We start from the raw sequence: 26,573 nt of genomic DNA on the forward strand, positions 1-26,573 counted from the left end.
AGCAAGAAGAGGTCCAGGTCCGCCCGCCTTGCACCAGCGGTTGATGACAATGAGACACTGGATCACCTCCTTTCAGTTGTTACCGACAAGAAGGAGGCTAAGGCGATTCTCCGGGACTCGTAAATGCCAAAAAATGCGCTGGCCGAGCACGACGAAAGTCGCGTTCACGGCCGTAAAAGATCAGCCGGCTCTTGCGTTGCACAGCAATGAGGCAGGGAAGTCTGCTGGAAAGGCACGGATCGCAAGGCGTTAGCCGTGCAGCTTCAGCCCCTTGATGATCTTGTCGATCTCCTTGCGCTCGGCATGGAGCCCGAGTCCGACAAGGTCGAGCGCATCCGTTGTCACCGCCGCGACCGCCGCGCGGTTGTCGACGTCATTGCCGGTCGCGAACAGCTCTTTCGTATAGAGATGCGGCCTGACGCCGCGCTGCTGAGCCCGCTGGAGCACGTTGGTGAGCTCCGCGGCGCTCGCCGCGAAGATCAGCACGGGCTGGCGGATCAGCGGCCCGTAGAAGCGGCCGGAGGCATCCTGATAGGATTCACCCGCGAGTTCGGGGGAGGTTCCGACGAGCCCGCCTGCAAGGAAGCTGGCGACATTGAGTTTTTGCCAGGTTGCGAGATCTTCGCGAACCACGATGGCGATCTTGGTATCGTAACGCATGGATGCATCGCTAACCGAGGCCGGCAAGGCCCGTCTTGAACGATCGTGCGGACCGGAGCCGGACTGGGTCCGGCTCGGCTCCGGCGCTGATGGCATCGAACGCATAGAGGCGTTCTTTCGCGGCTATGCCTATGACCCGCACCGTCACGACACCTATGCCTTCGGGCTGACGCTCTCGGGCGTGCAGTCCTTCGATTACCGCGGTGCCCGGCGCGACAGTCTTGGTGGCCACGCCATCGTGCTGCATCCCGACGAGGTCCATAACGGCCGCTCAGGCGTCGAGAGCGGTTTCCGCTATCGCATGCTCTATGTCGAGCCGCGGCTGATCCGGCAGGCAATGGGCGAGGGCGGCCGGGCCTTGCCCTTCATATCCACAGCCGTTTCGCAGGAGCCCTGCCTCGTCGCGGCGATCGCCCGCGCGCTGCGCGATCTCGACCAGCTGCTCGACCCGCTGGCGGCCGATGACTTCGTCGACCGGCTCGCCCAGGCCCTGCTCGCGCTCGATCCCTCGGCCGGGCGCGTCCGTTCATCCCGGCTAGACGCCCCCGCGCTGGAGCGGGCGCGCGACTACCTCGATGCCCATGCGACCGATGTCGTCGATTCAAGCCGGCTGGAGGCGATGACCGGGCTCGATCGCTTCGCGCTGGCGCGCCAGTTCCGCGCCGCCTTCGGCACCAGCCCCTATAATTACCTCGTGATGCGCCGCCTCGATCGCGCCCGCCGCATGCTGGCGCAGGACACGTGCCTGGCCGATGCGGCCTTCGCCTGCGGCTTCGCCGACCAGAGCCATCTCACCCGCCAGTTCCGCCGCGCCTATGGCGTCACGCCGGGGCGTTGGCGGGCCCTGCAACGGCAAATCCGGGCCTGAGACCTGCGTCACCTCGGCTTGCCCCGCCCGTCGCCTCCATGCTTGAAGCAGAAAAAGCCGGCTTTGCGGAGTATCTGACATGCAGCTTGGAGTGATCGGCCTCGGCCGGATGGGTGGCAACATCGTGCGCCGGCTGATGCGCGCCGGCCATGAATGCGTGGTCTATGATCGCGATCCGAAGCCGGGCCAGGCGCTCGCCGCCGACGGGGCGACGCTCGCCGCCGACCTCAAGGACATGGTCGCCAAGCTGAAGGCGCCGCGCGCCATCTGGGTCATGCTCCCGGCCGGCAAGATCACCGAGGCGACGCTGGCCGAACTCGCCGGTCTCGTTGCGCCGGGCGATACGCTGATCGATGGCGGCAACGCCTTCTGGAAGGACGATGTCCGCCGCGGCAAGGAGCTGGCGGCCAAGGGCATCCACTACATGGATATCGGCACCTCCGGCGGCGTCCATGGGCTCGACCGCGGCTATTGCCTGATGATCGGCGGCGACAAGAAAGCCTTCGACCGGCTGGAGCCGATCTTCGCGACGCTGGCGCCCGGCAAGGGCGAGATCGAACCGACGAAGCATCGCGAGGGTCGCAACCCCACGAGCGAGCAGGGCTATCTCCATTGCGGCCCGACCGGCGCCGGCCATTTCGTCAAGATGATCCATAACGGCATCGAATACGGCATGATGCAGGCCTTCGCGGAAGGCTTCGACCTGCTGCGCAACGCCTCGGCCAAGGAAGGGCTGCCGGCCGAATACGGCTTCGATTTCGATGTCGCCGAGATCGCCGAGGTCTGGCGCCGCGGCTCGGTTGTCACGTCCTGGCTGCTTGATCTCACGGCCGAGGCTCTGGCCGCCGACGAGGAACTGTCTTCCTATAACGGCAATGTCTCGGATTCCGGCGAGGGCCGCTGGACGGTCGATGCCGCCGTCGAGACCGCGACCCCGGCCGAGGTGCTGACCTCGGCGCTGTTCGCCCGCTTCCGCTCGCGCGTCGACCACACCTTCGGCGAGAAGATCCTCTCGGCGATGCGCGCCGGCTTCGGCGGCCATGTCGAACCCAAGAAGCAGGGCTGAGACGTGTCAGAGGCAGCAAGCGGCGGCCGCCCGGCCGTCATCGTCGTCATGGGCGTCGCGAGCTCGGGCAAGACCTCGCTCGGCGAGCGGCTGGCCGAGCGTCTCGGCTGGCCGTTCCGCGACGCCGATTCCTTTCACCCCCCTGAGAACGTCGCCAAGATGGCCGGCGGCACGCCGCTCAACGACGACGACCGCAAGCCCTGGCTCGCCGCCATCGCCGCCTGGATCGATGACCTGCGGAACAAGGGCGAGCACGGCATCGTCACCTGCTCGGCCTTGAAGCGCGCCTATCGGCAGGTGATCGTCGGCGACCGGCCGGATGTCGCGCTGGTCTATCTCAAGGGCTCGCGCGAACTGATCGGCCGGCGCATGGCCGCCCGCCAGCACCATTTCATGCCGCCGGCCCTGCTCGACAGCCAGTTCGCCGCGCTGGAGGAGCCGGGCAGCGACGAGAAGCCGCTGGTCGTCTCGGTCGAGGACAGCAAGGACGCGATCGTACAGGACGTGGTGGGTCGGCTGGGGCTCTGACGCCCGGACTCACGTCACTTTCGAACCAGCTCCACAGCCCGAGGTCGAAGCGCTCCAGCACGGTCGACGAGATCAGCCAGCGGCCGGGATTGTCGGCGATGAAGGCGATGTGCAGCTTCTTGCGCTCGGGGATCTGGACGGTGTCGAGGAAGTAGTTCTCCCAGCCGTCGTCGAGCGGGTGCAGCAGCCGGAAGCTGTGGCCATGGACATGGAACGGCTGCACGAAGGCGGTGCGGTTGTCGATCGCCATGACGATCGGCGTGCCGCGCTTGACGCTGAACAGCGGCTTGCCCCCGAACGAGCCGGTGCCGCCATTGACCCGCCACGGGCTGGCGAGATCGAGCCCGGTGAAGTCGAGCTTCTGGTCCTCGGTCAGCTTCGCCCCGCCCTCGACGACAAGTTCGGGCCGCAGCGCATCTTGCATGCGCACGCCGAGCGGCAGGGCCGGGTTGAGCTTCAGGGCAGGCGCGGCCGCAGGCGGCACCTGCGGCTGGCCTGCCGTCACGATCCTGACCAATGGCAGCCCGCCGCCGATCAGCGCACTGATATTCACGGCGGCGCCGACCTCGATCGGCAGGTCGAGGATCACGTCGTAGCGCGTGCCCGGCGCGAAGGGCAGCTGCGAGCGCACCGGCTCGAAACTCTCGGTCGGCTGGCTGTCGACAGCGATCACGGTCGCCTTTCCGCCGTCGAAGCGCAGTCGCATGATCCGGGCATTGCAGGCATTGGCGAGCCTGACGCGAATCCGCGCGCCGGGGCGAGCGGTGATCGGCTGCGGCGGCGAGCGGCCGTTGACGGTGAGCCAGCTGCCCAGGCGCCCCGCCGAGGCCGCGGCGTTGCTCTGCAGCACGAAGGGCTGGAGCGCCTGATCGTCGCCGATCAGCCAGTCCGTGACGAGCACGGGCAGGTCGAGATCGACCGGCAGCGGCTCCTTCTCCTCGACGATGACGAGCCCGCTCAACCCCCGGCCGGCGGGTTCGGATGAGCCGCCGGCGCGGAGCGGCCGATAGAGCAGCGTGCCCGAATCCGGCGGGGTGATCCGGAACTCGCCGGTGTCTCCGGGCGCGATCGGAGGCCGCGTGAACGAGGCGGCGCCATCGCGCTCCGCTTCGCCGCGCAAGCCGTACCAGTGCAGGTCGAGCGGCGCTGTCGTCTTGTTTTCCAGCTTCAGGACCAGTGTCTCGCCCTGCTTGATTCGCAGCGGCGGGGCCGGTGTCGCACCGTCGAAGGACCAGATTTCCGTATCGACCGGCGGCGATGGGCGCAGTCGCGCCTTTGCCGGGGCGGCAACGAGCGTCTGCCGCTGCGGCTCGGCTGCGGGTTTTGCGGACGGGCCCGGCGTTTGCGCGAAACCGGTCATCGGCGCGATCAGGCAGGTGCCGCCGAGCCCTGCCAGCATATGGCGGCGCGTGAGCGAGGGGCGGGCGGCGGCGGGCGGCTTCGTCATGGCCTATCGCATAATCCGGCCGGCCGGTTCTGGCGAGAGCCGGCCGTGCCTCGGCCAGGAAAAGCGCTGCAGGCGGCCTGTTTTGCAGAACCGTCATTTTTTTGCTGCATGGCCCGGCCGAAATGCGTATAGGCCTGCGGCTTGACGATGGCCGCGCTGCGTTTGCTCGCGCGCAGCGCTATCGGCCGGCGGGCGTGGCGGAATTGGTAGACGCACTGGTTTTAGGTACCAGCGGCGAAAGTCGTGGGGGTTCGAAGTCCCTCCGCCCGCACCATCGGTCTAAGATCATCGCGTGCCCGCCAGGGTGCGAAGCGATGATCGATGGTTTGTTATCGCTTCGGATTCATCCGAAAAGTGGCACCCACTTTTCGGTCCGATGCGAGAGTTTTTCGCGAGCGCGGCGGCGGTCGGAACCGGCGTCGCGCTTTGGACATTGAGACGTAAACGAGCTGTTGGCGGTACAAAAATGAACGTGACCGAAACCCTGTCCCAGGGCCTCAAGCGCGAATTCCAGGTGGTGCTGAACGCCGCCGACCTGAAGACCAGGCTCGATGGCAGCCTCCAGGACCTCCAGGGCAAGGCCAAGATCAACGGCTTCCGCCCGGGCAAGGTGCCGGTCGCGCATCTGCGCCGTCTCTACGGCCGCTCGGTCATGTCCGACGTGCTGCAGAACGCCGTCAACGAAGCGAACCAGAAGATCGTCGCCGACAACAACCTGAAGCTCGCCTTCGAGCCGCAGATCCGCTTCCCCGAGAACAAGGAAGAGATCGAGGCCGCGATGGAGGCCAAGGGCGATCTCGCCTTCACCGTCGCGCTCGAGGTTCTCCCGAAGATCGAGCTCGCCGACCTCTCGGACGTCTCGCTCGTGAAGCCGGTCGCCGAGGTTCCGGACGCCGATGTCGATGCCGCGCTGCTGCGCATGGCTTCCGGCAACCGCAGCTACGCCACCAAGGGCGAGAAGGCCAAGGCCGAGAAGGGCGATCGCCTGATCATCTCCTTCGTCGGCACGCTCGATGGTGAGAAGTTCGACGGCGGCACGGGCGAGGGCATCCCGCTCGATCTCGGCGCCGGCCAGTTCATTCCGGGCTTCGAAGAGCAGCTCGAAGGCGCCAAGACCGGCGAGACCCGCACCGTCAAGGTCACCTTCCCGGAGAACTATGCGGCCGAGAACCTCGCCGGCAAGCCGGCCGAGTTCGAGGTCACCGTGACCGACGTCCAGGCGCCCGACGCCATCAAGATCGACGACGAGCTCGCCAAGGGCTTCGGCATGGAGTCGCTCGACAAGCTCAAGGAAGCCGTGAGCGAGCAGATCGGCCGTGACTTCGTCGCCCAGTCGCGCCGCAAGCTGAAGAAGGGCCTGCTCGACGCGCTCGACGGCAAGTACAGCTTCGAGCTGCCGCCGACCCTGGTCGAGCAGGAGTTCGCCAGCGTCTGGAGCCAGGTCGAGGCCGACATGAAGCAGGCCAACAAGACCTTCGCCGACGAGGACACCACCGAGGACGCCGCCCGCGCCGACTATCGCAAGATCGCCGAGCGCCGCGTGCGCCTGGGCCTCGTGCTGGCCGAGATCGGCGAGCAGGCCAAGGTCCAGATCTCGGATGACGAGGTCACCCAGGCCCTGATCGAGCGCGCCCGCCAGTTCCCCGGCCAGGAGAAGCAGGTCTGGGACTTCTATCGCAACAACCCGCAGGCTCTGGCCGAAATCCGCGCCCCGATCTTCGAGGAGAAGGTCGTCGACCACCTCCTCGGCCAGGTGAAGGTTGAGGACCAGACGGTTTCGCGCGAGGCGCTCTACGCCGACGAGGACGCCGAGGAAGCCACCGAGGCCAAGCCGAAGAAGGCCGCCGCCAAGAAGACGAAGAAGGCCGAAGCCAAGGCCGACGACGCCTCCGCCTGAGCCTGACGGCAACCTTAACGACAGCATTCGCGCCGCCGGCCTTCGCGACCGGCGGCGCTTCCCTTTTCAGCCGCGATTGCCGTGCTTAAGTGAGTGTCTTCCTAGACGCCGCTGATTCGACATCTCGCTGGGTTCCCAGCGCACCACCTCAAGGACAGATCCATGCTTCGCGATCCGCTCGAGACCTACAACAATCTCGTCCCGATGGTGGTCGAGCAGTCGAGCCGCGGCGAGCGCGCCTTCGACATCTACTCGCGCCTGCTGCGCGAGCGCATCATCTTCCTGACCGGCCCGGTCGAGGATTACTCGGCCTCGCTGATCGTGGCGCAGCTCCTGTTCCTCGAAGCCGAGAACCCGAAGAAGGAAATCTCCTTCTACATCAACTCGCCCGGCGGCGTGGTCACCTCCGGCCTCTCGATCTACGACACCATGCAGCTCATCCGCTGCCCGGTGACGACGGTTTGCATCGGCCAGGCCGCCTCGATGGGCTCGCTCCTGCTGACGGCCGGCGCCAAGGACATGCGCTTCGCCCTGCCGAACGCGCGCATCATGGTTCACCAGCCCTCCGGCGGTTTCCAGGGCCAGGTCACCGACATCCTGATCCATGCCAAGGAGGTCGAGAGCCTGAAGAAGCGCCTGAACGAAATCTACGTGAAGCACACCGGGCGCTCCTACGAAGATATCCACGCGGCGCTGGAGCGCGATAATTTCATGACCGCCGAGCAGGCCAAGGAATTCGGCCTGATCGACAAGGTCATGGAGCGTCGGCCGGAGGCCGAGGCCTGATCGCGGCGCTCGCGATCCTGTGGGTTGGCCCGGCTGATCGGAGCCCCCATATTGAATGAGATACGGCCCCGTGTTTGCATGGGGTCGGGGGTGAGCGGACGAGCGCTCCATTCTGATCCGGCTTGGGCCGGCCCTGCGTATCCGAATGTACCGGAACGGGCCGTTAACCTAATCATCGTGATCTGAGCGCTTAGATATGACGGAGAGACGACGGCTGCACCCGCCACGCGCGATGCGGCTCACGGCTCCCGAACTGGAGATGAACGGATGGCTAACAAGCCCGGCGGCGACTCGAAGAGCACGCTTTACTGCTCTTTCTGCGGCAAGAGCCAACATGAGGTGCGCAAGCTCATCGCGGGCCCGACCGTGTTCATCTGCGATGAATGCGTCGAGCTCTGCATGGACATCATCCGCGAGGAATCGAAATCCGCGCTGGTGAAGTCGAAGGACGGCGTGCCGACCCCCAAGGAGATCCGCAAGGTTCTCGACGACTACGTCATCGGCCAGGAGCACGCCAAGAAGGTGCTCTCCGTGGCGGTGCACAACCATTACAAGCGCCTCTCGCACGCGACGAAGCAGAACGACGTCGAGCTCGCGAAATCGAACATCCTGCTGATCGGGCCGACCGGCTCGGGCAAGACGCTGCTCGCGCAGACGCTCGCCCGCATCCTCGACGTGCCCTTCACCATGGCGGATGCGACGACGCTGACCGAGGCCGGCTATGTCGGTGAGGACGTCGAGAACATCATCCTCAAGCTGCTCCAGGCCTCCGACTACAATGTCGAGCGGGCGCAGCGCGGCATCGTCTATATCGACGAGATCGACAAGATCAGCCGCAAGTCGGACAATCCCTCGATCACCCGCGACGTCTCGGGCGAGGGCGTCCAGCAGGCGCTGCTCAAGATCATGGAAGGCACCGTCGCCTCCGTGCCGCCGCAGGGCGGGCGCAAGCATCCGCAGCAGGAATTCCTGCAGGTCGACACCACCAACATCCTCTTCATCTGCGGCGGCGCCTTCGCCGGCCTCGACAAGATCATCTCGAGCCGCGGCCAGGGCACCTCGATCGGCTTCGGCGCCAAGGTCGAAGCTCCGGACGAACGGCGCATCGGCCAGATCTTCCGTCAGGTCGAGCCCGAGGATTTGCTGAAGTTCGGCCTCATCCCCGAATTCGTCGGCCGCCTGCCGGTCCTGGCGACGCTGGAGGATCTCGACGAGCCGGCGCTGAAGACCATCCTGACCGAGCCGAAGAACGCGCTGGTCAAGCAGTATCAGCGCCTGTTCGAGATGGAGGATACCCAGCTCACCTTCACCGACGAGGCTGTCAGCCTGATCGCCCGCAAGGCGATCGAGCGGAAGACAGGCGCGCGCGGCCTGCGTTCGATCATGGAAGGCATCCTGCTCGAGACCATGTACGAACTGCCCGGCCTTGAAGGCGTCGAGCAGGTCGTGATCGGCCCGGAGGCCGTCGAGAACAAGGCCCGCCCGCTCTTCATCTATGCCGAGCGCGAGGACGAGACCAAGACGGCCTCGGCCTCCTGATCTCTCGCTGATTGCGACAACAGGACGCGCGCCCCTTGGCGCGCGTTTTGCGTTTGAGAGGGCATGGGCTGGCGGCGGTTTCGGATCGCGACAGCCCTGCGGGAGATTGAACCGCCCGACGTCGCGGCATCCGTCCTTCGTCTGCCGCAGGTCAGCGGTGCATGAGCCGGATACCTCGCTTGAAAGCCGGCGAGGAAGTCTCCACTTTAGGTGCACTTGCGAGAGTCGCATGCCTAATAGGGTGCGATGCGCGAGGGCGGAGAGGCGAATGGTCGCCTTGGCCGCACACGTCCGATCGCTCCGCCCATCTCGGGGGTCCGCCGGGCGCAACTGCAAAGGAACTGCCATGACTGGCTCGACGCCCCGCGCTCCTTTCGTCACAGGCGAGACCGGCACCTACCCGGTCCTGCCTTTGCGCGACATCGTCGTTTTCCCCCATATGATCGTCCCGCTCTTCGTCGGCCGCGAGAAATCCATCCGCGCGCTTGAGGAAGTGGTGAAGACGGACGGGCTGATCCTCCTGGCGACCCAGAAGAACGCCGGCGACGATGACCCGCAGCCCAACGAGATCTACGAGATCGGCACGCTCGCCCGCGTGCTGCAGCTGCTGAAGCTGCCCGACTCCACCGTGAAGGTGCTGGTCGAGGGCGTCGGCCGCGCCAAGGCCTCGTCTTATTCCGCGTCCGAGTCCTTCTACGAGGCCGAGGCCACTGGCCTTGCCGAGGAAGAGGGCAAGAAGGTCGAGGTCGAGGCGCTCGCCCGTTCGGTCGTCAGCGAGTTTGAGAGCTATGTGAAGCTCAACAAGAAGATCTCGGGCGAGATCGTCGCTGCGGTCACGCAGATCGACGAGCCGACCAAGCTCGCCGACACCGTCGCCTCGCATCTCGCGGTCAAGATCGCGGATCGCCAGGGCGTGCTGGAGATCACCAACGTCGCCCATCGCCTGGAGAAGGTCCTGTCGCTCATGGAGAGCGAGATGTCCGTCCTGCAGGTCGAGAAGCGCATCCGCTCGCGCGTCAAGCGCCAGATGGAGAAGACCCAGCGCGAGTACTATCTCAACGAGCAGATGAAGGCGATCCAGAAGGAGCTGGGCGACGGCGAGGAAGGCCGCGACGAGCTGGCCGAGCTGGAAGAGCGCATCGCCCAGACCAAGCTGACCAAGGAAGCCCGCGACAAGGCGACGGCCGAGCTGAAGAAGCTGCGCCAGATGTCGCCGATGTCCGCGGAAGCGACCGTGGTGCGCAACTATCTCGACTGGATGCTCGGTATCCCCTGGAACAAGAAGTCCAAGATCAAGAAGGACCTCACCGCCGCCCAGCTGGTGCTCGACGACGATCACTTCGGCCTCGACAAGGTCAAGGACCGCATCGTCGAATATCTCGCCGTGCAGCAGCGCGCCAACAAGCTCGCCGGTCCGATCCTGTGTCTCGTCGGCCCTCCGGGCGTCGGCAAGACCTCGCTCGGCAAGTCGATCGCCAAAGCGACCGGCCGCGAGTTCGTGCGCATGTCGCTCGGCGGCGTGCGTGACGAGGCCGAGATCCGCGGTCACCGCCGCACCTATATCGGCTCGATGCCCGGCAAGATCATCCAGTCGATGAAGAAGGCCAAGACCTCCAACCCGCTCATCCTGCTCGACGAGATCGACAAGATGGGACAGGACTTCCGTGGCGATCCCTCGGCAGCCCTGCTGGAGGTGCTCGACCCCGAGCAGAACGCGACCTTCAACGACCATTACCTCGAGGTCGATTACGACCTGTCGAACGTGATGTTCGTGACGACGGCGAACACGCTGAACATTCCGCCGGCCCTGCTGGACCGCATGGAGGTGATCCGCATCGCCGGCTACACCGAGGAAGAGAAGACCGAGATCGCCCGCAAGCACCTGATCGCGAATGCGATCAAGAAGCACGGGCTCGACGGCAAGGAGTGGTCGATCACCGACAATGCCCTGCAGACCCTGGTGCGGCGTTACACCCGCGAGGCCGGCGTCCGTAACCTGGAGCGCGAGATCTCCAACACGGTCCGCAAGGGCGTGAAGGATATCGTGCTCGGCAAGAAGGCCAAGGTCGTCGTCGACGAGCCGCTGCTCGAGGAATATCTCGGCCCGCCGCGCTATCGCTACGGCATGGCGGAGACGGAGAATCAGGTCGGTGTCGTCACCGGCCTGGCCTGGACCGAGGTCGGCGGCGAATTGCTGACGATCGAGGGCGTCATGGTGCCCGGCAAGGGCCGCATGACCGTCACCGGCAACCTGCGCGACGTGATGAAGGAATCGATCTCGGCGGCGGCATCCTATGTCCGCTCGCGGGCCGTCGATTTCGGCATCGAGCCGCCGCTCTTCGATCGGCGTGACATCCACGTCCACGTTCCCGAGGGGGCGACCCCGAAGGACGGCCCGTCGGCCGGTATCGCGATGGCGACCACCATCGTCTCGATCCTGACCGGCATCCCGACCAACCGCGACGTCGCCATGACCGGCGAGGTCACGCTGCGGGGCAGGGTGCTGCCGATCGGCGGTCTGAAGGAGAAGCTCCTGGCGGCTCTGCGCGGCGGCATCAAGAAGGTGCTGATCCCCGAGGAGAACGCCAAGGACCTGATCGACCTGCCGAAGTCGGTGAAGGACGGCATGGAGATCATCCCGGTCGCGCGCATGGAGCAGGTGCTCCAGCACGCGCTGACCCGCCAGCCGGTTCCGATCGTCTGGGAAGAAGACCTCAAGGCCACGCCGCCCAAGGGCGCGGACGACGAGGCCGCGGGCCTTGTCGCCCACTGACTCCAGGTCTCGAAACAACCAACCGCCGGCGCGCAAGCGCCGGCGGTTTTCGTTTGGGCGCAACGCAGGGTATTGCCTCAAGCCCCGCCCATGATCATCTTGGGCCTGCATCTGCGCAGGCAATCCAATCAGGGGTCTTGAAGCTGCGGCGCCTCTCCAAGCTCAAACCGAAACCTGATCCGTGGGCGGCATTCGATGGCCTCCCGGCGTTTGTCCGGCGCGCGCTGGCGCAGGCCGCCTATCCCCTGGATCCGCTCAAGCTGGTGGATTCGACAGGTGCGGATGAAGCGATCCGCCGGATCGCGCGGCTCGATGCCGCAGCCAGACGGCGTGCGGAGCAGATCGGCTAGCGGCGATCCGGCCCGTCGCGACTGTCGGTTGGATCTGGTGGGCGGTGACGGGCTCGAACCGCCGACCCTCTCCGTGTAAAGGAGACGCTCTACCAACTGAGCTAACCGCCCCACGCGGTCGCGTTTAAGGCCTCGGCAGCCGCATCGCAAGGGTTGTCGGGTCTGTCAGCTGCAACGGCTCGCCTGCGGCCGAATTCCGCCATCTTCATCGTCACCCTGCCGGGTTCGTGGAGATCTGCCGTTTGCCCCATTCCTGTTCCGCCTCGAACCGCACCCTGGCCGTCATCTGCCTGGGCCTTGTCCTCGCTGCGGCCCAGGCCGAGGCGCAATCGCTCCTGCCTGATTCCTTCTTCATCGACCGCCCGGCCTTCTCGCAGCCGGAGCAGCCCGGCAAGCCGGCAAGCTGCGAATCCATCGCGGCACAGCTTCCCGATTCGATTCCCGCCGATTCGCGCATCGACATGGCGATCGCCGGCACGGTGAGCCTTGTCCGGACGGATGGCGCGCTCTGGTATGTCGCGGTCTGTGCCGAGCCGGGCGTACGGGTTCTGTGCGTGACCTACGGTGCCGGCGACCTGAAGCCTGGCGACAAAGCGGTCCTGCGCGGCGGATATAACCGCCAGGACGAGCGTCATGTCCTGCTCGATCCCTGCCTCGCGTCGCCGGAAAGCGGGGCGGGCGCAGGCGAGCAATAGGAGAGTCCGAGGATAATTTTCCCCAGATGCGATTTTGCCGGCGACACTCGCTTGACACTTCCGGCCGGGGGCAATACTCACCACGTCGCTGACGGCGAATGCCTCAGCCGCCCAGCGCGGGCGTAGCTCAGTTGGTTAGAGTGCCGGCCTGTCACGCCGGAGGTCGCGGGTTCGAGCCCCGTCGCCCGCGCCATTAAAATCAAAGGGTTAGAAGTTATTCCCTTCATGGGTTTCAACTTTCCCTGCCGTGTTTTTCATTTTTCTTTTGACCTCGTTTTGTGCCGTCGCCAGTTCGCGGCTCGCGACTTTTCGGGATTGATCTGCGGCTCTGACGGCCGACAGATTGACCGGCATGTAGACCTCTGCAGAGTCTTGTTCTGTCGATGCTGTTGCTCAGTTTGGCCGAGATGGCTTCGACGGGTGCGCCACCGGTATTGGCCTCGACCGAGCCGGTTCTGCGCATGTCCATCAGCCTGCAGCTTTCCTCCTGGTCGAACGCGACGGAGCGGAATTCGCGGAAGTTCTTGCCCAACTGATTCTTGGTGCAAGCCGCAGGAGCGCGACGGCGGCCTCCTTTTGCGTCGGCGCATGGTCCGGCTCTGATCTGCCTGTGTTACATCGGCCCACACGATGCCGCTCGCATGAAGCATGCGCTCCGGCGCCTGCGCCGCCGGCTGCCGATGGCGATCCTCGTCCTCGTTGAACTCTCGCAAGTTTCCAGTCCGTTGGCGGATATCAAAGGCCGCTTGCTCGCCGCCGACGTGGAAACGTCTCTTCGAGGCATCTGCCGGCTGTGCCTTCAGTTCGCGGAGACAGCGGGCGCGACAGGCGTCGAGCGCATCATCTCGAATGAGCAAGGCTTGGAACCTTATGATCCGGCTTTCTTGCAGCTGAAACGGTATTTCCAGCATCAGCAAAATACGTAAATCGTGGTATGGAAATAATATTCGGCCTCGATCTCGTGAAAGAAATAAAAATGATCATTTTATAATTCTGTGATATATTATTTTACGGGAGGTTTTTCTTCCGCAAATAGGAAGGGTTTTCAATGAAAATCCCCTCTCAAACCAAACCTGCCATCTGGGGCGCCGTTGGCGGTGCTGTTGCCCTTGCCGTTCTCGGCTTCACCTGGGGTGGGTGGTCGACTGCCTCGTCGAGCGAACGCGTGGCGAAGCTCAGGGCTGAGAATGCGGTTGTCGCGGCCTTGTCCCCGATCTGCGTGAGCAACTTTCAAAAGCAGCCCAACGCGGATGCCGCCCTTGTCGAGCTGAAGAAGATCAGTTCGTGGAGCCAGGGTGATTTCATCGCCAAGGGCGGTTGGGCCACGATGATCGGCAGCACGTCACCGGATTCGGCCGTCGCCAAGGCCTGCGCCGAAACGCTCGGCATGTCCAAGACCTGAGGTGATCGCAACGGCGACAGCCGGCGCAGCGGCATCGCTCGGCGATCATGAGCCATTCCGCGTGAGCAGCGCGGAGATGGTGGCGTTCCTGACGCCTCCCTGCTCAGCAAGAGGAGATTTGTATGGCCAAGGGACAGACGCGCGGCAATCGAGAAGCCAAGAAGCCGAAGAAGAAAAAGGAAGCAGCGGTCGTGCCCGTATCGGCAAAGGGCCTTCCGGTGACGCTCGAACTTGCAGGAAAGCCGAAGAAGAAGAGCTGACGTGAACATTCGCAGCCGGGAAACCACTGTCACGTTCAGGAAGCCGTTCAGGCTGAGCGCGATAGACTATCTGCAGCCTGCCGGCACCTACCGTGTGGTTGTCGACGAGGAGGAGATTCCGGCCGCCTCGTTCCTGGCCTATCGCCAGATCGCGACCATGTTGCACACGCCGTCGTTGTCTTCATCTGGCAGCTCCCAGGTGTTCACGGTGAGCCCGGGCGAACTGGCCAGCGCGTTGGAAGCTGACCTCAGCGCCTATTAGAACGACACCGGCGAGGGGGCCCACGCGCTGGCCTCCGCTGATCCAGCATGCTGCCGCGCCGCTTGCGTATTTGACGCCTCATCTCGGCCATCGCGCGCCGCGATGCCGCGTCGAACGGCTCGATCGTCCGAAAGATTGCTTCAAAACCGGGAGTGCGGCTGGCGCCCTTCTGACGCGCGCCAACAGCCGACGCATCTCGCGATACGCGATTGCTTGCGCCGGCACCCTGCGAACCGCCGCTACCCAAGGCCCGCGCGCGACAATCCGTCGTCGATGTCCGGCCGCATGAACCAGGAGCCCTATAATGGCGCTCGAACAAGCCTGTATGGAGCTGATCCCCAAGCCCTGGGGGTCGACCGACCTCCTTCCTTGGAGTGGAACCGGGCATTCCAGCGTTCCCGTCGGCGAACTCTGGTTCCAGCGTTGCGACAAGCATGGGCCGGAGCCAGCCTTGCTGCTCAAACTCCTGTTTACGCAGGAGCCCCTGTCGATCCAGGTGCATCCGGACGATGCCGCAGCCCATAGGATGGGCCTGCCGCGCGGTAAGACGGAAGCCTGGTACATCCTGTCCGCTGCGTCTGACGCCACGGTCGGAGTCGGCCTCAATGCGGTCGTCACCCGGGAGCAATTGCGGACCGCCATTGCCGATGGATCGATCGCCCAGCTCATCGCCTGGCACAAGCCGGCCGCAGGCGAGATCATCGCCGTCCCGGCGGGGACGATCCACGCGATCGGCGCAGGTCTCGTGCTCGCCGAGATACAGCAGCGCAGCGACACGACGTTCCGGCTTTTCGACCACGGCCGTGCCCGCGAACTGCACATCGAGCAAGGCGTTGCGGTCGCTCATGCAGACCCCATCAAACGAGCTGTGCCGCCGCGGCGCCTGAGCGACGTCCGGACCCTGCTCGTCGCAAACCCCTACTTCGTCTTCGAGCGGGTCGACCTGCCTGCCGGATCGATCTGGGAGCTCGATGCGCGATGCGAGACCTGGCTGGTCGCCATCGCCGGCGCTGCCGCCATCGGCGCGCTCCAAATCGGCGTCGGTCAGGGCTGCTTCGTCGAGGCGCAGGGCGTGCGCATCGTGCCGGGCGAAGCCGGCCTGTCTTGCCTCGTGGCCTATGACGCCGCGGCACCCAGCCGAGATCTCCTGCGCCGTGTCGACGGGGACGGCATGCCCCTGTTCCGCGAGACGGTTTCTCCTCCGACCGGGCCGCCACAGGCCGTTGCGAGTTCGCCAGTTCCGTCCACGGAGGCACGATCATGAGCCCGACCAAACGCATCGCCTTCATCGGCAATTCGCTGCCCCGCCGCTGCGGGATCGCGACCTTCACCACGGATCTGCAGCAGGCGATCGCATCCTCCGATATGGACACCTCCATCGTCGCCATGAACGATGATGCCGGCGGCTATGACTATCCGTTCTCCGTGCACTGCCAGATCTCCGAACAGCGGCTCGAAGACTATGCGCGTGCGGCTCATTTCCTGAACGAGGGCCGCTTCGACGTCGTCTCCCTCCAGCACGAATTCGGCATCTTCGGTGGCGAGGGCGGGAGCCATATCATGGCGCTGCTGTCGCGCCTGACCATGCCCGTCGTCACGACGCTGCATACTGTCCTGGCCGAACCGAATGCGGCGCAGCGCGATGTGATGGAACGGATCGTCGATGCCTCGGCTCGCGTGGTCGTCATGGCGGAGAAGGGGCGCGACCTGTTGCGGACCGTCTATCGATTGCCGCCCGACAAGATCGAGGTGATCGCGCACGGCATTCCCGAGTTCGCCTTTGTCGAGCCCGATGAAGCCAAGGAACGGCTGGGCTTCGGCGGTCGCTCCGTCATCCTGACCTTCGGCCTGCTGTCGCCTAACAAGGGCATCGAGGTGATGATCGACGCGATGCCCTCGATCCTGAGGCGCCGCCCTGACGCGATCTATGTCGTCCTGGGCGCGACGCATCCCCATCTCGTCCGCGAGCATGGCGAGGCCTATCGCGAAACACTGATGGCGCGTGTGCGAGAGCTCGGCGTCGAGGATCACGTCGTATTCCTCGACCAGTTCGTCGATCAGGCGACGCTGCTCGGCTTCATCTCGATGTGCGATGTCTATGTCACGCCTTACCTCAACGAGGCGCAGATGACGTCGGGCACCCTGTCCTACAGTTTCGGACTGGGCAAGGCCGTGGTTTCGACACCCTACTGGCATGCAAGGGAACTCTTGGCCGACGGGCGGGGCATCCTCGTGCCCTTCGGCGATGTCGTCGCCATCGGCAACGAGATCGCAGGTTTGCTCACCGATGCTCCGCGGCGCCAGGCCATGCGGGTGCGCGCCTATGCCAGCAGCCGCCCGATGACCTGGGAGCGAACCGCGAAGCGTTATCTCGCCGCCTTCGAGACCGCCCGCCGAGGCCGTGTCCTGAGCGCCGTTGCGGGTTCCAGCCAACCCAGGATCCTGCCGGCTATGGCGCCGTCGCCGGAGATGCAGACCGGCCACCTCTTGTCCATGTGCGACGATACGGGGCTGTTCCAGCACGCCGTTCATTCCGTGCCGGACCGCTCGCATGGCTATTGCGTCGATGACAATGCCCGTGCGCTGCTCCTCGCCAATGCTTTGAACGGCACCGGCGAGTCGCGCCTGCCGGACGCGCTCACCGCACGCTTCGCCTCCTTCGTGCAGCACGCCTGGAATCCCGATCGGCGGCGTTTCCGCAATTTCATGAGCTTCGATCGGCGCTGGCTCGAGGAAGCCGGGTCGGAAGACAGTCATGGGCGCACGCTCTGGGCGCTCGGCGTCTGTGCGCGTGACGACGCGAGCGTTTCGCGGCGGCAATGGGCTGCCGCGCTGTTCGCCGAGGCCTTGCCCATCATCGAGCGTTTCAGTTCCCCGCGCGCCTGGGCTTTTGCCTTGCTAGGCCTCGATGCTCATTGCACCACTGCGGTGGCCGCGTCCGTGCGCACGCTTCTCGCCGACCGTTTGCTCGGCCTCATCACGGCGGTCGAAACGCCGGACTGGGTCTGGTTCGAAGAGGGGCTCTCCTACGACAACGCGCGCCTGCCCCAGGCTCTGATCGTGACGGGACTTGCGGCGAAGGTGCCGGCCTATGTCGAGGCCGGCCTGCGCTCGCTGCGTTGGCTCACGCATCTCCAGACGACGCGGGCAGGTCTGTTCAGGCCGGTCGGCTCGGAGAGCTTCGGCGACCGGCGTAGCGTACCGAAAGCCTTTGACCAGCAGCCGCTGGAAGCGACAGCCGCGATTTCGGCCTGCCTCGCGGCCTGGCGCGCCGAGGGCGATCCGCAATGGCGCAACGAAGCCGCGCGCGCTTTCGCCTGGTTCCTGGGCGACAACGATCTTTCCACGCCGCTGGTCGATCTGGACACCGGCGCCTGCCGTGACGGCCTGCATCGCGATCGACCGAATGAGAACCGCGGTGGCGAATCCGTGGTATCCTACCTGCTCAGCCTCGCCGAGATTCGCCAGCTTGCCCGCGTCAGCGGGGATCGCCCGAAACTGGCGCCGCTTCGGGCCTTGCATGCCTGAGCCTTCGGCGACCTTGCAAAACAGATCGGCGGACATCTTGTCCCAGCCCAGCTTCCTTAACCGGCAGACACTGTACCTGCATCCCGACCCGTCACGGGTCGTCGTGCGTCGGTTCGGCCCTGCAGCCGAGCCACGCGATTTCAATCCTGCCGAGAAGGCCAAGGCGAACCATATCGTCGACCGGGTTATGTCGCTCGATACCGAGGCAGCGGCGAACCTGCTCGCCGAGGTGCTGGAGAATTTCAACGGCCGGCATCGCAACCTGCTGGAGCGGTTCGAGACGCGCGCCGACGAGATGGAGGATGCCTTCGCCGCTCACGGCGCCTTCACCAAGGTCCAGCGCCAACTGGTCGGGGCCTATTTCCTGCACGAATATTCGTTCGAGGCGGCAGCGCTCTTCAACCCGAGCATCGTCCTGCATCCCGACCAGTCCGATGCTCCAGCCGGCGGGCTTCGCTTCATCCTCAGCGTTCGCGCGGTTGGAGAGGGGCATATCTCGTCCCTGACGTTCCGGTCCGGATCGATCGCGGCCGATGGCGAGGTCAGCGTCGACCCGACCTCGCGCCTGGCGACGATCGCCACCCTGCACAACCGGATGGCGCGGCTCGACGGCGAGGATGTCGAGGTCGTCTTCGCAGCCGATAGCGACATCAGCGAGCGGGTGATCTTTCCCGTGACCGCATCCCAGTCGAACGGGATCGAGGATGCGCGCTTCGTCGCCTTCGAGGAGGATGACGGCATCGTCTATCGCGCCACCTATACGGCCTATGACGGCCGATCGATCCGCTCGGAGCTGATCGAGACCCGGGACTTTCTGTCGTTCCGGCTGTCGCCGCTGCGAGGGTCGGCTGCCGTGAACAAGGGCATGGCGCTGTTCCCGCGCAAGCTCGGCGGCCGCTATGCGATGATCTCCCGTCAGGACAATGAGAACCTCCACCTGATCTATTCGGATGATCTCCTGACCTGGGACGGCGGCATCGCGCTCCTGAAGCCGCAATACCCGTGGGAGTTCGTGCAGATCGGCACCTGCGGCTCGCCGATCGAGCTCGACGAAGGCTGGCTGCTCCTGATCCACGGCGTGGGAGCAGTGCGAAAATACACGATCGGGGCGGTTCTGCTCGACAAGGCGGACCCATCGAAAGTGTTGGGACGGCTGCGCCAGCCTTTCGTCCAGCCCGAGCCTTCGGAGCGGGAAGGCTACGTGCCGAACGTCGTCTACACCTGCGGCGCGATGCGCCACGGCGACATGATCGTCCTGCCCTATGCGGTCTCGGACACCTTCTGCCATTTCGCCACGGTGAAGGTCGCGGCGCTGTTGGCTGCGATGGAACCGGGCTGCGCAGTCACAAATGCGCCCGGCGAAGATAACCGGCGTCCCGCCGGACAGCCCACTCTCGAAAGTGCCAAGCCATAACCGAACCTCCCATCAAGGTTGGCGACACCATGCGCCCATCGTTCGGCTTCGCCGATCGCTTTGGAGAGGGCGATTGCGAGATCATCCGCGTGATGCGGGCGCGGGAGAGCAACGAGCGACCGTCCGGAAAGCACTGGCCAGCTTCCTGACGGCGATCTCGATCTCTATGGGCGTATAAGCGGCGAAACCCATCAGGACGCCCGCTTCTGCGTCGCCCCTGGCATGAAGCGCTGACAGCCCCAGAAGTTGGATACCGGCATGTCGCCCGGCCGCAATGGCGCTCGGCTCAGAGAGATCGCCTCTCAGCAGCGGAGCCAATAAGCGCTCATCGCTGCGCCTCCGGGCCGCAATAGATCGCGTACAGCGCCGCGATCAATCGCGCGGCCTTCTCCTCGCTGAGGCGATAGAAAATCTGCTTGGCCTCGCGGCGCGTGGCCACGATCCCGGCGTCACGCAGGACGCCGAGCTGCTGCGACAATGTCGGCTGGCGGATGCCGAGCATCGTCTCGAGTTCGCCGACGCCGTATTCGCCCTCGGCAAGCTTGCAGGCGAGCATCAACCGGGCAGGGTGCGCGAGAAGTCTTGAGGAGGCCGGCGACCTCGTCGGCCCGGGTTGCCATATCCGCGGGCGAGAGGGCCGCAGGTAACGGCGCCGCCAGGGCAGGGCGCTCGAGATCCGTCACCATCGCGTCGCTTCCAGCGCATCGAGCGGGAACCTGAGATAGCGCCGCCCGTTCGCCTCGGGCTCCGGCAGGCGCCCGCCCTGGATATTCACCTGGAGGGCATGCAGGATCAGCTTCGGCATGGGCAGCGTGCGGTCGCGCGCCTCGCGCAATGCGACGAAGCTCTCCTCCGTCATACCGGCAAGGTGCGGATTGGAGCGCTTCTGCTCGGCGACCGTGCTTTCCCATTTCGCGGCGCGGCCGCCGGGTTCGTAGTCATGGCCGACGAACAGGCGGGTTTCGTCGGGCAGGGCGAGAATCGCCTGGATCGAGGCCCAGAGCGCCTTGGCGCTGCCACCGGGAAAATCGGCCCGTGCCGTGCCGGAATCCGGCATAAAGACGGTATCGTGGACGAAGGCTGCATCGCCGATGACATAGGTCACGGATGCCAGCGTATGGCCGGGCGAGAACATCACGCGGCAATCGAGGTCGCCCAGCTTGAACCTGTCGCCTTCGGCGAAGAGCCGGTCCCATTGCGAGCCGTCGGTCTTCAGTTCAGGCCAGTTGTAGATCGCTTGCCAGAGCTTCTGGACGGCCGTGATATGCGCGCCGATGGCGGTTGGCGCACCGGTCTTCCGCTTGAGGTAGTGAGCAGCCGAGAAATGATCGGCATGCGGATGCGTATCGAGGATCCAGTCAACCGCAAGCCCCTCGCGCGCCACGAAGGCGAGGATGTCGTCGGCCGGATCCGTGGCGGTGGATCCGGACTTCTCGTCGAACGCGTAGACGGGGTCGATGATCGCGCAGCGCTTCGTCTTGGGATCGGCGACGACATACTGGATACTGCCGGTCCGCGGCTCGTAGAAGCCGGTCACCTGTGGCGTCTGTGCAGCATGCCGGGCAAGCCACCTGACCGCGCCGGAGAGGTCAAAGCCATGCGCCTGGCCGAAGGGTTCGATCTCCTCGGGCTTCATCCGGCCGTCGAGTGTCTCGGCCAGGACATGCAGCGTAAGCGAGCGCGTGCCGCTGCGGCAATGAGCGTAGACCGGCCCCTTTGCTTCCGACACCGCCTTTCGGAAGGCATCGATATCGGCTGCGGCGATCGTCGCTCCCGTGACGGGGATGAAGCTGTAGGAAAGGCCCGCTCCCTGGCTGGCAGCCTTCTCCGCGGCGTGGCCGGGTTGTCCGGTTTCCTCGCCGTCGGGTCGGTTGTTCACCACCGCGGCGAAACCCTGGGCGGCGAGCGAAGACAATGACGAAAGGTCGGGCTGGGCTGCGACCGTCAGCCGGTCGCTGATCTTCACGGTGCTCATCTCACGGACCAGGTCGAGTTTCAATATACGATTTAATATAATGTATATTGACTGGGAGCAAGCGCCTTCACTGTTGGAGAGCGGACTTGGCTTGGACGTCGGGCACAAAGCCGAGCGCTATTGGAGCTTCGGTGATCGCTTGAGGGCATCGCCCTCACATGCGTGGCGGCCTACCGGGTTCTCGTCATCGTCGCGATCCATCTCGGCCTGCGCTGGCCGATGCAGGCCGACATGGAGATGACACAGGCTCCCGCTACGTGCCAAACCGTCTCGAGATGCTCGTGGATCAGGAGTTGCCGTGAACGTTCCCGTCGTAGGACGCTTCGTCTTCAGGCGCGCCGAGCTCTGGGCTGACGGCGTCATCCATGTCCTCGGCGTCGCCCTGGGGCTGGGGGCCGTGGCGGCGCTGGTCGTCCAGGTCGCGAACAGCGCGCCGCTTTTCGACCTGATCCCGGTTTCGATCTACGGCGCTGCGCTCCTGGCCGTCCTCATCGTCTCCGCCACCTACAACATGTGGCCGGTCTCGCCGCGCAAATGGTTCATCAGGCGCTTCGACCATTCGGCGATCTATGTGCTCATCGCCGGCACCTACACGCCGTTCCTGATGAAGCTGGGTGGAAGCATTTTCGCTCAGGCTCTGCTTGTTGTGGTGTGGCTCGCGGCGGCTACGGGCATCGTGATCAAGGTGGCAATGCCCGGCCGGTTCGACCGCCTGTCGATTGCGCTCTATCTCGCGATCGGATGGAGCGGCCTCCTGATCTGGGAGAGCGTCAGCCTCCTGCCGGCGACGACCCTCTGGTTGATCGTCGCCGGCGGCGTTCTCTATTCGGTCGGCGTCATCTTCCACGTCTGGGAAAGCCTGCCGTTCCAGAATGCGATCTGGCACGGCTTCGTGCTGATGGCGTCCAGCTGCTTTTATGGCGCCGTGTTCCGGGCCTATGCGATGGCACCGGCGGCATAAGCCGTAGCCGCCAGGGGCGGCCGGTCGGCTTCCCGCAAGGCTTCCTTCGACGATCCTGCGAAGCTTTTCGCGCGTAAGGCCGCGAGGCTCAGGCCTCCCATGGGCGAGGCTGCGCGAGCGGCTCCGTCGTCTTCATGTAACAGCCGATTGTCGGTATCGTGCGACGGCTCGTCGAGCCAGGTCATCTTCATCTTCGGCGATCGCCACCAGCGCAGCCACGATGTAGGCCAGCCTGGCTCTCTCCCGCTCATAAACCGTATCGGGAATGGTCGATCTGACTTCGTTCCACGCGGCCTCCAGGGCCGCCTGCGCCCGGGCGAGGTCAACGGGATCACGCAACGACGAGAACGGCATGCTCCTTCCTCCAAGGGGTTTCGTTCGTCGGAAATGTTACGAAGCGGGAACCCGCCGGCAATATCAAAACTTAAGGCGGTTCTGTTCCGAGAGCGGTCCGGCGCTCACCCACGCGACTGTCCAAGCTGTAGAGGGCCTGGGACGAGCCTGCGCTGCCCGAGCGGGTTTCCGGTCTCGCCGGAGTGGCGGCGGGGTTTTCAACCGGGATCGATGTCGAAAGCTTGTGGCGTTGCATGCGTCGTCTGCGATCAGCCTTTGCATCAGCCAGGTCCTGCGTGGAACGCCGTCTGGAAAATAAAACAGCAGTGATTTCGTAATTTCCAATAAGCTCGAAAGAATTTTCTTGCGTTTTTGAAAGTCATCATCTAGATATAAGCGCATCGAGATTGCTTGGTTGGTTTTTGTTTTACCGCGCCCTGGGCGCGGCATCGTTGATCCCCCCTCTCAAAATCGTTCTGAACTCGCCCGACATCCTGTCGGGGAGCGACAGTGTTTGCCAGAAGGAGGGTTTTCCATGACCACCGGCACCGTGAAATGGTTTAATTCCACCAAGGGCTTCGGCTTCATCCAGCCCGACGATGGCGGTCAGGACGTGTTCGTCCACGTCTCCGCCGTCGAGCGAGCCGGCATGCGGGATCTCCGCGAGGGCCAGAAGATCGGGTTTGAGGTCGCTCGCGACAACAAGTCCGGCAAGATGGCCGCGGAGCAGCTCCAGGCTGCGTAATCAGGCCATGTGTCATCGGCGACCACGGATGTACTGGCGCCTTGACCATAGCCATAGGAAAGGCCGGGCCCATGCTCGGCCTTTTTTGCTTTTGAGATCGCCCGCGATCAGCGGCCCCGACCGGGCCGACACGAAACGGCCGGCAGGATGCACATAGCATCCGCTCGCGCCAGTGCTCGAACACAACTCAAGGGAGAACGACATGCTTCAACAATCCAAGCAGCGGATGACTGCCGACAATCAGTTTCTCAATCTTCAGACCAAGTCGCTGTCGAAAGGGCGAATGAACTCGGAGATGGAGAACATTATCCAGCAGCGCGCTGAGAACACGGCCCGCCTGCGCGGTCTTCGGCTCGCCAAGGAGGCGCAAGACCAGGCCCTGGCTCTCGCATCGCCGCCGCTCAAAGCGAAGCGCCCGAAGGTGTCTAAAATCTCGGCATAGTCCGCCGGAACCCGGCTTGGCGGCTGCGTGTTGCGGTCTCACCCATTCAGGTGAGAAGGCATCCATGGACATTCGCATCGGCTACCGGATCGAGATCGGTACAATCCAGGCTGTTCCGGGCATCCTGCTCCTCGACCCGCATCGGAGCCGACAGGCGGATTTCGTGAGTGCCCCAAACCCGCGGGCCGTCTCGATCGCGGACGGAGGCGAGTTGCCCGTGGAGGAGTATACGGACGGCTTCGGCAATCTCTGCCGCAGGCTCGTCATTCCGGCTGGCGGCGCGATCTTCACCAACGACATGGTGGTGCGGGATTCCGGTCTGCCCGATCAGTTCGACCATGCGGCCGCGGAGACCTGGCCCGCCGATCTGCCGCCCGGCATGATCGAATACATGCTGCCGAGCCGATATTGCGAGGTCGACGAATTGTCGGCCACGGCCTGGGCTCTGTTCGGCGGTTTCGCGCCGGGCTGGAACAGGGTCCAGCAGATCTGCAACTACGTGAACGCGCAGATTCGTTTCGACTATCAGTGCGCGCGCAACACGAGAACCGCCGCTCAGGCTATGAGCGAGCGGGTCGGCGTCTGCCGCGACTTCACGCATCTGGCCATCGCATTGTGCCGGGCGATGAACATTCCGGCGCGCTACTGCAACGGCTTCCTCGGCGACATCGGGGTTCCTCCCGATCCGGCGCCCATGGATTACAACGCCTGGTTCGAGGCTTATCTCGGCGGAACCTGGTGGACTTTCGATGCGCGCCACAACGTGCCGCGCATCGGTCGCATCCTCGTGGCGCGCGGGCGCGACGCGGCCGACATCCCGATGGTCCATACCTTCGGCCCGCACCTGCTGAACCGCTTCGAGGTGATAACCGAAGAGGTCGCCCCAAAGGTCACCTAGGGCTACGGATCGACGTTTCGAAGGTGCATGGCCACGTCACGGCTCATAGATCGTCGCTGATCGGAGGCGGCTGAAAACCGCCGCGCATCCGTTAGCGGTATTTCTCACGTCTTGCTGGTTATGTGATTCAAGGCGTCGGTGATCGGATTGTGGGCGCTTTTCCTGCGCCCGAACGTGCTGGTTTTTCCAGGCAGCACGATCTGCCCTTCTCCTATGACTCGTTCGCGGTCATCGCTTCCCTTCACGCGATACTGAGGTTCGCCGTCCATGCGTGTGGGCAAAAGCCGGGTCACGGCATAGGTGCCAGTGGCCATCTGGTCGTGAAAGCCGAATGCGAGGCTGACTCGGTCCCCGACCTTGAAGTGATGCGACATATCTCGCTCCTTGATTTGATGCCCTCTGGAGCCGAGAGCGAGCTTAAAATCCTTCGGCCACGCCCATATGCGGAACCTCCGCCCGTCAATTGATGGTCGGAATACGGAGAGCTGTGCCCGCAATCGCGCTGCGTAGCCCGGATTTGGCCATCTGAGCGGTGAACTCGGCCAGGGCCGCTTCATCGGTCGCAAATTCAGCGAGCCATAGGGTCCAGTGATCATCGTTATGGGCAAGCTCAAGGGGGCGTCCGTCGGACCGGGCCGGCTAATGGATCTCGACCTGCTGAGCCCGTATCCCGACGTCATTCCCGATCTGCATATGGAGGTACGTCCACGAGCGTCCCGATTAGACGGAGCAAGGCCCGTTGCTCGGGACGATCCGCCTTTCCGGAGACGAGGAAGGCCCCCAGCTCCATATGCGACAGCTGGCCGCCTCCCGGGCCGTTCGGTTGATGGATCACGAAGGCTGCGCCGCTCGTCGGCTCCCGCCCCAGAAACCAGCAGTCGCCCGCGGGACTGCGATAGAGTTCTCGCCGTTCGCTCATGATGTTTTCGCGCTCCCGCGATTGACGACGGCTGCACGAAGCGATGTCGCCACGTGAGGCAGGGCGAAACGTCCCCGTCACCAGCACCAGTCCTCCACATGCAGCCGGTAGCCTTCGGCCATTGTTAGTTGAAGTCGCGGGTCGACAGCCGATGATAGCTCCCGCGCTTCTTTGAATAGGCAGCGCGAGCGGCCCCCAATATCGCTGGTCGATTGAGGTCGAATGCGACGAGGAACGAACTCTCGCTTCCATCGATGATAGCGGGGCTTAAATTCCGCAGAACATCAAGCTCGATCTGGAACATGACTTCCAGTGATGCCTCGGAACCCCAGAAGCTCACGCAACCGCGGACAGGTTCGTAACGCCGGATCGTGTTGGGAAAGTCGATACTCATGATCTGCGCCCTCCGCCAAGACGCGCCAGCTCAACCTGACAGGCATCGACATGGCGCCTCTTCCGCGTCTTCCGCAGCCAAATCCCGACCGGAAACGCGATCAGCGAGCCCGCAACGACCACCGACACGTGAGGCATCAAAGGCAAATCATAAAACAGACCTGCTCCCCACATGCCGACACTGAAGAGCGCCATGCCGATCAATCCATAGATCAGTGCAGATGCCTCTGGCGCCGGAGCATAGCCCGCTGCTGCAAGCCGAGCCTTTTCCAGATGGGGATCAATGGGAGACATCATTTCCAGACGAGTGCGAAGGCCAGCGCGAATGCGGCGATGAGGCAGCCATGCGCGAACCAAGCCAGATAGCGATCGGCCGCCCAAACGCGATAAATGAACCAGTTGCTGGAAATGCTTGTCATGGCCGGGCTCCGT

28 protein-coding genes, 3 tRNA genes and 2 pseudogenes are annotated in these 26,573 nt (G+C 64.4%); 22 read left to right on the forward strand and 11 right to left on the reverse strand.

The window, feature by feature from the left end; all coding sequences use genetic code 11:
• Positions 1 to 249 precede the first annotated feature (249 nt).
• On the reverse strand, positions 250 to 660 hold the full coding sequence (locus ACFJGT_RS08515) for a DUF2000 family protein (RefSeq protein WP_377847835.1): 411 nt from the start codon (positions 658 to 660) through the stop codon (positions 250 to 252).
• Between ACFJGT_RS08515 and ACFJGT_RS08520 the strand changes: the two genes are divergently transcribed.
• From ACFJGT_RS08520 to ACFJGT_RS08530, 3 genes and pseudogenes are all read left to right on the forward strand, one after another.
• Positions 659 to 1,528: an AraC family transcriptional regulator gene (locus ACFJGT_RS08520; protein ID WP_377847837.1), complete on the forward strand. Its 870-nt coding sequence runs from the start codon at positions 659 to 661 to the stop codon at positions 1,526 to 1,528. The genes ACFJGT_RS08515 and ACFJGT_RS08520 overlap by 2 nt on opposite strands.
• A 79-nt stretch (positions 1,529 to 1,607) precedes the next feature.
• Positions 1,608 to 2,594 carry a phosphogluconate dehydrogenase (NAD(+)-dependent, decarboxylating) gene (gene gnd / locus ACFJGT_RS08525; protein WP_377847839.1) on the forward strand — a complete coding sequence of 329 codons (987 nt, stop codon included), beginning with the start codon at positions 1,608 to 1,610 and terminating at the stop codon, positions 2,592 to 2,594.
• Positions 2,595 to 2,642: 48 nt separating this feature from the next.
• Positions 2,643 to 3,041 (forward strand): annotated as a pseudogene (locus ACFJGT_RS08530) (gluconokinase); the annotation flags it as partial.
• Here ACFJGT_RS08530 and ACFJGT_RS08535 read toward each other — a convergent pair.
• Positions 2,986 to 4,569 (reverse strand): multicopper oxidase family protein, encoded by a 1,584-nt coding sequence (locus ACFJGT_RS08535; RefSeq protein ID WP_377847841.1) that lies wholly within the window; start codon positions 4,567 to 4,569, stop codon positions 2,986 to 2,988. The pseudogene ACFJGT_RS08530 and the gene ACFJGT_RS08535 overlap by 56 nt on opposite strands.
• Positions 4,570 to 4,757: 188 nt before the next feature.
• Between ACFJGT_RS08535 and ACFJGT_RS08540 the strand changes: the two genes are divergently transcribed.
• The 6 genes from ACFJGT_RS08540 (at position 4,758) to ACFJGT_RS08565 (ending at position 11,914) form a co-directional block, all read left to right on the forward strand.
• A tRNA-Leu gene (locus tag ACFJGT_RS08540) sits at positions 4,758 to 4,843 on the forward strand.
• Positions 4,844 to 5,035: 192 nt separating this feature from the next.
• On the forward strand, positions 5,036 to 6,466 hold the full coding sequence (gene tig, locus ACFJGT_RS08545) for a trigger factor (protein WP_377847843.1): 1,431 nt from the start codon (positions 5,036 to 5,038) through the stop codon (positions 6,464 to 6,466).
• A gap of 162 nt (positions 6,467 to 6,628) precedes the next feature.
• Positions 6,629 to 7,252, forward strand: coding sequence for an ATP-dependent Clp protease proteolytic subunit (locus ACFJGT_RS08550; RefSeq protein ID WP_199092830.1), 624 nt, complete (start codon positions 6,629 to 6,631; stop codon positions 7,250 to 7,252).
• A 267-nt stretch (positions 7,253 to 7,519) separates the two neighbouring features.
• A complete protein-coding gene (gene clpX / locus ACFJGT_RS08555) occupies positions 7,520 to 8,791 on the forward strand; it encodes an ATP-dependent Clp protease ATP-binding subunit ClpX (RefSeq protein WP_377847846.1) in 1,272 nt (423 codons plus the stop codon).
• A gap of 346 nt (positions 8,792 to 9,137) precedes the next feature.
• Positions 9,138 to 11,564 (forward strand): endopeptidase La, encoded by a 2,427-nt coding sequence (gene lon / locus ACFJGT_RS08560; RefSeq protein ID WP_377847849.1) that lies wholly within the window; start codon positions 9,138 to 9,140, stop codon positions 11,562 to 11,564.
• A gap of 137 nt (positions 11,565 to 11,701) precedes the next feature.
• A complete protein-coding gene (locus tag ACFJGT_RS08565) occupies positions 11,702 to 11,914 on the forward strand; it encodes a hypothetical protein (protein ID WP_377847851.1) in 213 nt (70 codons plus the stop codon).
• Positions 11,915 to 11,949: 35 nt separating this feature from the next.
• On the opposite strand, the gene ACFJGT_RS08570 is transcribed toward ACFJGT_RS08565, so the two are convergent.
• A tRNA-Val gene (locus ACFJGT_RS08570) sits at positions 11,950 to 12,025 on the reverse strand.
• 131 nt (positions 12,026 to 12,156) lie between these two features.
• Here ACFJGT_RS08570 and ACFJGT_RS08575 point away from each other — a divergent pair.
• Together ACFJGT_RS08575 and ACFJGT_RS08580 are read left to right on the forward strand one after the other, a co-directional pair.
• Positions 12,157 to 12,609 carry a hypothetical protein gene (locus tag ACFJGT_RS08575; protein ID WP_377847853.1) on the forward strand — a complete coding sequence of 151 codons (453 nt, stop codon included), beginning with the start codon at positions 12,157 to 12,159 and terminating at the stop codon, positions 12,607 to 12,609.
• Positions 12,610 to 12,725: 116 nt separating this feature from the next.
• Positions 12,726 to 12,802 (forward strand) — tRNA-Asp (locus ACFJGT_RS08580).
• Positions 12,803 to 12,841: 39 nt separating this feature from the next.
• Here the strand turns inward: ACFJGT_RS08580 and ACFJGT_RS08585 are convergent.
• Positions 12,842 to 13,141, reverse strand: a complete 300-nt coding sequence (locus ACFJGT_RS08585) for a hypothetical protein (protein WP_377847855.1) — start codon at positions 13,139 to 13,141, stop codon at positions 12,842 to 12,844.
• Positions 13,142 to 13,250: 109 nt separating this feature from the next.
• Between ACFJGT_RS08585 and ACFJGT_RS08590 the strand changes: the two genes are divergently transcribed.
• The 7 genes from ACFJGT_RS08590 (at position 13,251) to ACFJGT_RS08620 (ending at position 19,475) form a co-directional block, all read left to right on the forward strand.
• Entirely contained in the window at positions 13,251 to 13,535 is a 285-nt protein-coding gene (locus ACFJGT_RS08590; protein WP_377847857.1) for a hypothetical protein, read from the forward strand.
• Positions 13,536 to 13,657: 122 nt separating this feature from the next.
• On the forward strand, positions 13,658 to 14,011 hold the full coding sequence (locus ACFJGT_RS08595; protein WP_377847859.1) for a hypothetical protein: 354 nt from the start codon (positions 13,658 to 13,660) through the stop codon (positions 14,009 to 14,011).
• 122 nt (positions 14,012 to 14,133) lie between these two features.
• Entirely contained in the window at positions 14,134 to 14,271 is a 138-nt protein-coding gene (locus ACFJGT_RS08600; RefSeq protein WP_377847861.1) for a hypothetical protein, read from the forward strand.
• Between the two features lies 1 nt (position 14,272).
• A complete protein-coding gene (locus tag ACFJGT_RS08605; RefSeq protein WP_377847863.1) occupies positions 14,273 to 14,533 on the forward strand; it encodes a hypothetical protein in 261 nt (86 codons plus the stop codon).
• 304 nt (positions 14,534 to 14,837) lie between these two features.
• On the forward strand, positions 14,838 to 15,797 hold the full coding sequence (locus ACFJGT_RS08610; protein ID WP_377847865.1) for a class I mannose-6-phosphate isomerase: 960 nt from the start codon (positions 14,838 to 14,840) through the stop codon (positions 15,795 to 15,797).
• Positions 15,794 to 18,061 carry a glycosyltransferase family 4 protein gene (locus ACFJGT_RS08615; protein WP_377847867.1) on the forward strand — a complete coding sequence of 756 codons (2,268 nt, stop codon included), beginning with the start codon at positions 15,794 to 15,796 and terminating at the stop codon, positions 18,059 to 18,061. The genes ACFJGT_RS08610 and ACFJGT_RS08615 overlap by 4 nt, the downstream gene beginning before the upstream one ends.
• 37 nt (positions 18,062 to 18,098) lie before the next feature.
• On the forward strand, positions 18,099 to 19,475 hold the full coding sequence (locus ACFJGT_RS08620; RefSeq protein ID WP_377847869.1) for a glycoside hydrolase family 130 protein: 1,377 nt from the start codon (positions 18,099 to 18,101) through the stop codon (positions 19,473 to 19,475).
• A gap of 325 nt (positions 19,476 to 19,800) precedes the next feature.
• Here the strand turns inward: ACFJGT_RS08620 and bigR are convergent.
• Together bigR and blh are read right to left on the reverse strand one after the other, a co-directional pair.
• Positions 19,801 to 20,095: pseudogene (gene bigR / locus ACFJGT_RS08625) on the reverse strand (sulfite-sensing transcriptional repressor BigR).
• A 59-nt stretch (positions 20,096 to 20,154) separates the two neighbouring features.
• The gene (blh, locus tag ACFJGT_RS08630; RefSeq protein WP_377848952.1) at positions 20,155 to 21,450 is read right to left on the reverse strand and encodes a bifunctional sulfur transferase/dioxygenase Blh; all 1,296 of its coding nucleotides are present in this window, start codon (positions 21,448 to 21,450) and stop codon (positions 20,155 to 20,157) included.
• 298 nt (positions 21,451 to 21,748) lie between these two features.
• Between blh and ACFJGT_RS08635 the strand changes: the two genes are divergently transcribed.
• Positions 21,749 to 22,411 carry a hemolysin III family protein gene (locus ACFJGT_RS08635; protein WP_377847871.1) on the forward strand — a complete coding sequence of 221 codons (663 nt, stop codon included), beginning with the start codon at positions 21,749 to 21,751 and terminating at the stop codon, positions 22,409 to 22,411.
• A gap of 132 nt (positions 22,412 to 22,543) precedes the next feature.
• On the opposite strand, the gene ACFJGT_RS08640 is transcribed toward ACFJGT_RS08635, so the two are convergent.
• Positions 22,544 to 22,765: a hypothetical protein gene (locus ACFJGT_RS08640; RefSeq protein WP_377847872.1), complete on the reverse strand. Its 222-nt coding sequence runs from the start codon at positions 22,763 to 22,765 to the stop codon at positions 22,544 to 22,546.
• A gap of 514 nt (positions 22,766 to 23,279) precedes the next feature.
• Between ACFJGT_RS08640 and ACFJGT_RS08645 the strand changes: the two genes are divergently transcribed.
• The 3 genes from ACFJGT_RS08645 to ACFJGT_RS08655 all read left to right on the forward strand — a co-directional run bounded on the left by ACFJGT_RS08645 (position 23,280) and on the right by ACFJGT_RS08655 (position 24,829).
• On the forward strand, positions 23,280 to 23,489 hold the full coding sequence (locus ACFJGT_RS08645) for a cold-shock protein (RefSeq protein ID WP_047576572.1): 210 nt from the start codon (positions 23,280 to 23,282) through the stop codon (positions 23,487 to 23,489).
• A 202-nt stretch (positions 23,490 to 23,691) separates the two neighbouring features.
• The gene (locus ACFJGT_RS08650) at positions 23,692 to 23,931 is read left to right on the forward strand and encodes a hypothetical protein (protein WP_377847875.1); all 240 of its coding nucleotides are present in this window, start codon (positions 23,692 to 23,694) and stop codon (positions 23,929 to 23,931) included.
• Between the two features lie 64 nt (positions 23,932 to 23,995).
• Entirely contained in the window at positions 23,996 to 24,829 is an 834-nt protein-coding gene (locus ACFJGT_RS08655) for a transglutaminase family protein (protein WP_377847877.1), read from the forward strand.
• A 104-nt stretch (positions 24,830 to 24,933) separates the two neighbouring features.
• Here the strand turns inward: ACFJGT_RS08655 and ACFJGT_RS08660 are convergent, their stop codons facing one another.
• The 4 genes from ACFJGT_RS08660 to ACFJGT_RS08675 form a co-directional block, all read right to left on the reverse strand.
• Positions 24,934 to 25,203 carry a hypothetical protein gene (locus tag ACFJGT_RS08660; protein WP_377847880.1) on the reverse strand — a complete coding sequence of 90 codons (270 nt, stop codon included), beginning with the start codon at positions 25,201 to 25,203 and terminating at the stop codon, positions 24,934 to 24,936.
• A gap of 669 nt (positions 25,204 to 25,872) precedes the next feature.
• A complete protein-coding gene (locus ACFJGT_RS08665) occupies positions 25,873 to 26,142 on the reverse strand; it encodes a DUF1488 family protein (RefSeq protein WP_377847883.1) in 270 nt (89 codons plus the stop codon).
• Positions 26,139 to 26,438 (reverse strand): hypothetical protein, encoded by a 300-nt coding sequence (locus tag ACFJGT_RS08670; protein ID WP_377847886.1) that lies wholly within the window; start codon positions 26,436 to 26,438, stop codon positions 26,139 to 26,141. Before ACFJGT_RS08670 ends, ACFJGT_RS08665 begins: the two co-directional genes overlap by 4 nt.
• Entirely contained in the window at positions 26,435 to 26,560 is a 126-nt protein-coding gene (locus ACFJGT_RS08675) for a hypothetical protein (protein WP_377847889.1), read from the reverse strand. Before ACFJGT_RS08675 ends, ACFJGT_RS08670 begins: the two co-directional genes overlap by 4 nt.
• Positions 26,561 to 26,573 lie beyond the last annotated feature (13 nt).

The sequence above is a fragment of the Allobosea sp. UC22_33 genome, assembly GCF_042700715.1.
Classification (GTDB): domain Bacteria; phylum Pseudomonadota; class Alphaproteobacteria; order Rhizobiales; family Beijerinckiaceae; genus Allobosea.

Bases quoted from the DNA above. Each gene is read 5' to 3' on its own strand.
- ACFJGT_RS08520 (WP_377847837.1), top strand. From the start codon at position 659: ATGGATGCATCGCTAACCGAGGCCGGCAAGGCCCGTCTTGAACGATCG.
- ACFJGT_RS08515 (WP_377847835.1), bottom strand. From the start codon at position 660: ATGCGTTACGATACCAAGATCGCCATCGTGGTTCGCGAAGATCTCGCA.
- gnd (WP_377847839.1), top strand. From the start codon at position 1,608: ATGCAGCTTGGAGTGATCGGCCTCGGCCGGATGGGTGGCAACATCGTG.
- ACFJGT_RS08535 (WP_377847841.1), bottom strand. From the start codon at position 4,569: ATGACGAAGCCGCCCGCCGCCGCCCGCCCCTCGCTCACGCGCCGCCAT.
- tig (WP_377847843.1), top strand. From the start codon at position 5,036: ATGAACGTGACCGAAACCCTGTCCCAGGGCCTCAAGCGCGAATTCCAG.
- ACFJGT_RS08550 (WP_199092830.1), top strand. From the start codon at position 6,629: ATGCTTCGCGATCCGCTCGAGACCTACAACAATCTCGTCCCGATGGTG.
- clpX (WP_377847846.1), top strand. From the start codon at position 7,520: ATGGCTAACAAGCCCGGCGGCGACTCGAAGAGCACGCTTTACTGCTCT.
- lon (WP_377847849.1), top strand. From the start codon at position 9,138: ATGACTGGCTCGACGCCCCGCGCTCCTTTCGTCACAGGCGAGACCGGC.
- ACFJGT_RS08590 (WP_377847857.1), top strand. From the start codon at position 13,251: ATGAAGCATGCGCTCCGGCGCCTGCGCCGCCGGCTGCCGATGGCGATC.
- ACFJGT_RS08595 (WP_377847859.1), top strand. From the start codon at position 13,658: ATGAAAATCCCCTCTCAAACCAAACCTGCCATCTGGGGCGCCGTTGGC.
- ACFJGT_RS08600 (WP_377847861.1), top strand. From the start codon at position 14,134: ATGGCCAAGGGACAGACGCGCGGCAATCGAGAAGCCAAGAAGCCGAAG.
- ACFJGT_RS08610 (WP_377847865.1), top strand. From the start codon at position 14,838: ATGGCGCTCGAACAAGCCTGTATGGAGCTGATCCCCAAGCCCTGGGGG.
- ACFJGT_RS08615 (WP_377847867.1), top strand. From the start codon at position 15,794: ATGAGCCCGACCAAACGCATCGCCTTCATCGGCAATTCGCTGCCCCGC.
- blh (WP_377848952.1), bottom strand. From the start codon at position 21,450: ATGAGCACCGTGAAGATCAGCGACCGGCTGACGGTCGCAGCCCAGCCC.
- ACFJGT_RS08640 (WP_377847872.1), bottom strand. From the start codon at position 22,765: ATGCCGTTCTCGTCGTTGCGTGATCCCGTTGACCTCGCCCGGGCGCAG.
- ACFJGT_RS08645 (WP_047576572.1), top strand. From the start codon at position 23,280: ATGACCACCGGCACCGTGAAATGGTTTAATTCCACCAAGGGCTTCGGC.
- ACFJGT_RS08650 (WP_377847875.1), top strand. From the start codon at position 23,692: ATGCTTCAACAATCCAAGCAGCGGATGACTGCCGACAATCAGTTTCTC.
- ACFJGT_RS08655 (WP_377847877.1), top strand. From the start codon at position 23,996: ATGGACATTCGCATCGGCTACCGGATCGAGATCGGTACAATCCAGGCT.
- ACFJGT_RS08660 (WP_377847880.1), bottom strand. From the start codon at position 25,203: ATGTCGCATCACTTCAAGGTCGGGGACCGAGTCAGCCTCGCATTCGGC.
- ACFJGT_RS08665 (WP_377847883.1), bottom strand. From the start codon at position 26,142: ATGAGTATCGACTTTCCCAACACGATCCGGCGTTACGAACCTGTCCGC.
- ACFJGT_RS08670 (WP_377847886.1), bottom strand. From the start codon at position 26,438: ATGATGTCTCCCATTGATCCCCATCTGGAAAAGGCTCGGCTTGCAGCA.
- ACFJGT_RS08675 (WP_377847889.1), bottom strand. From the start codon at position 26,560: ATGACAAGCATTTCCAGCAACTGGTTCATTTATCGCGTTTGGGCGGCC.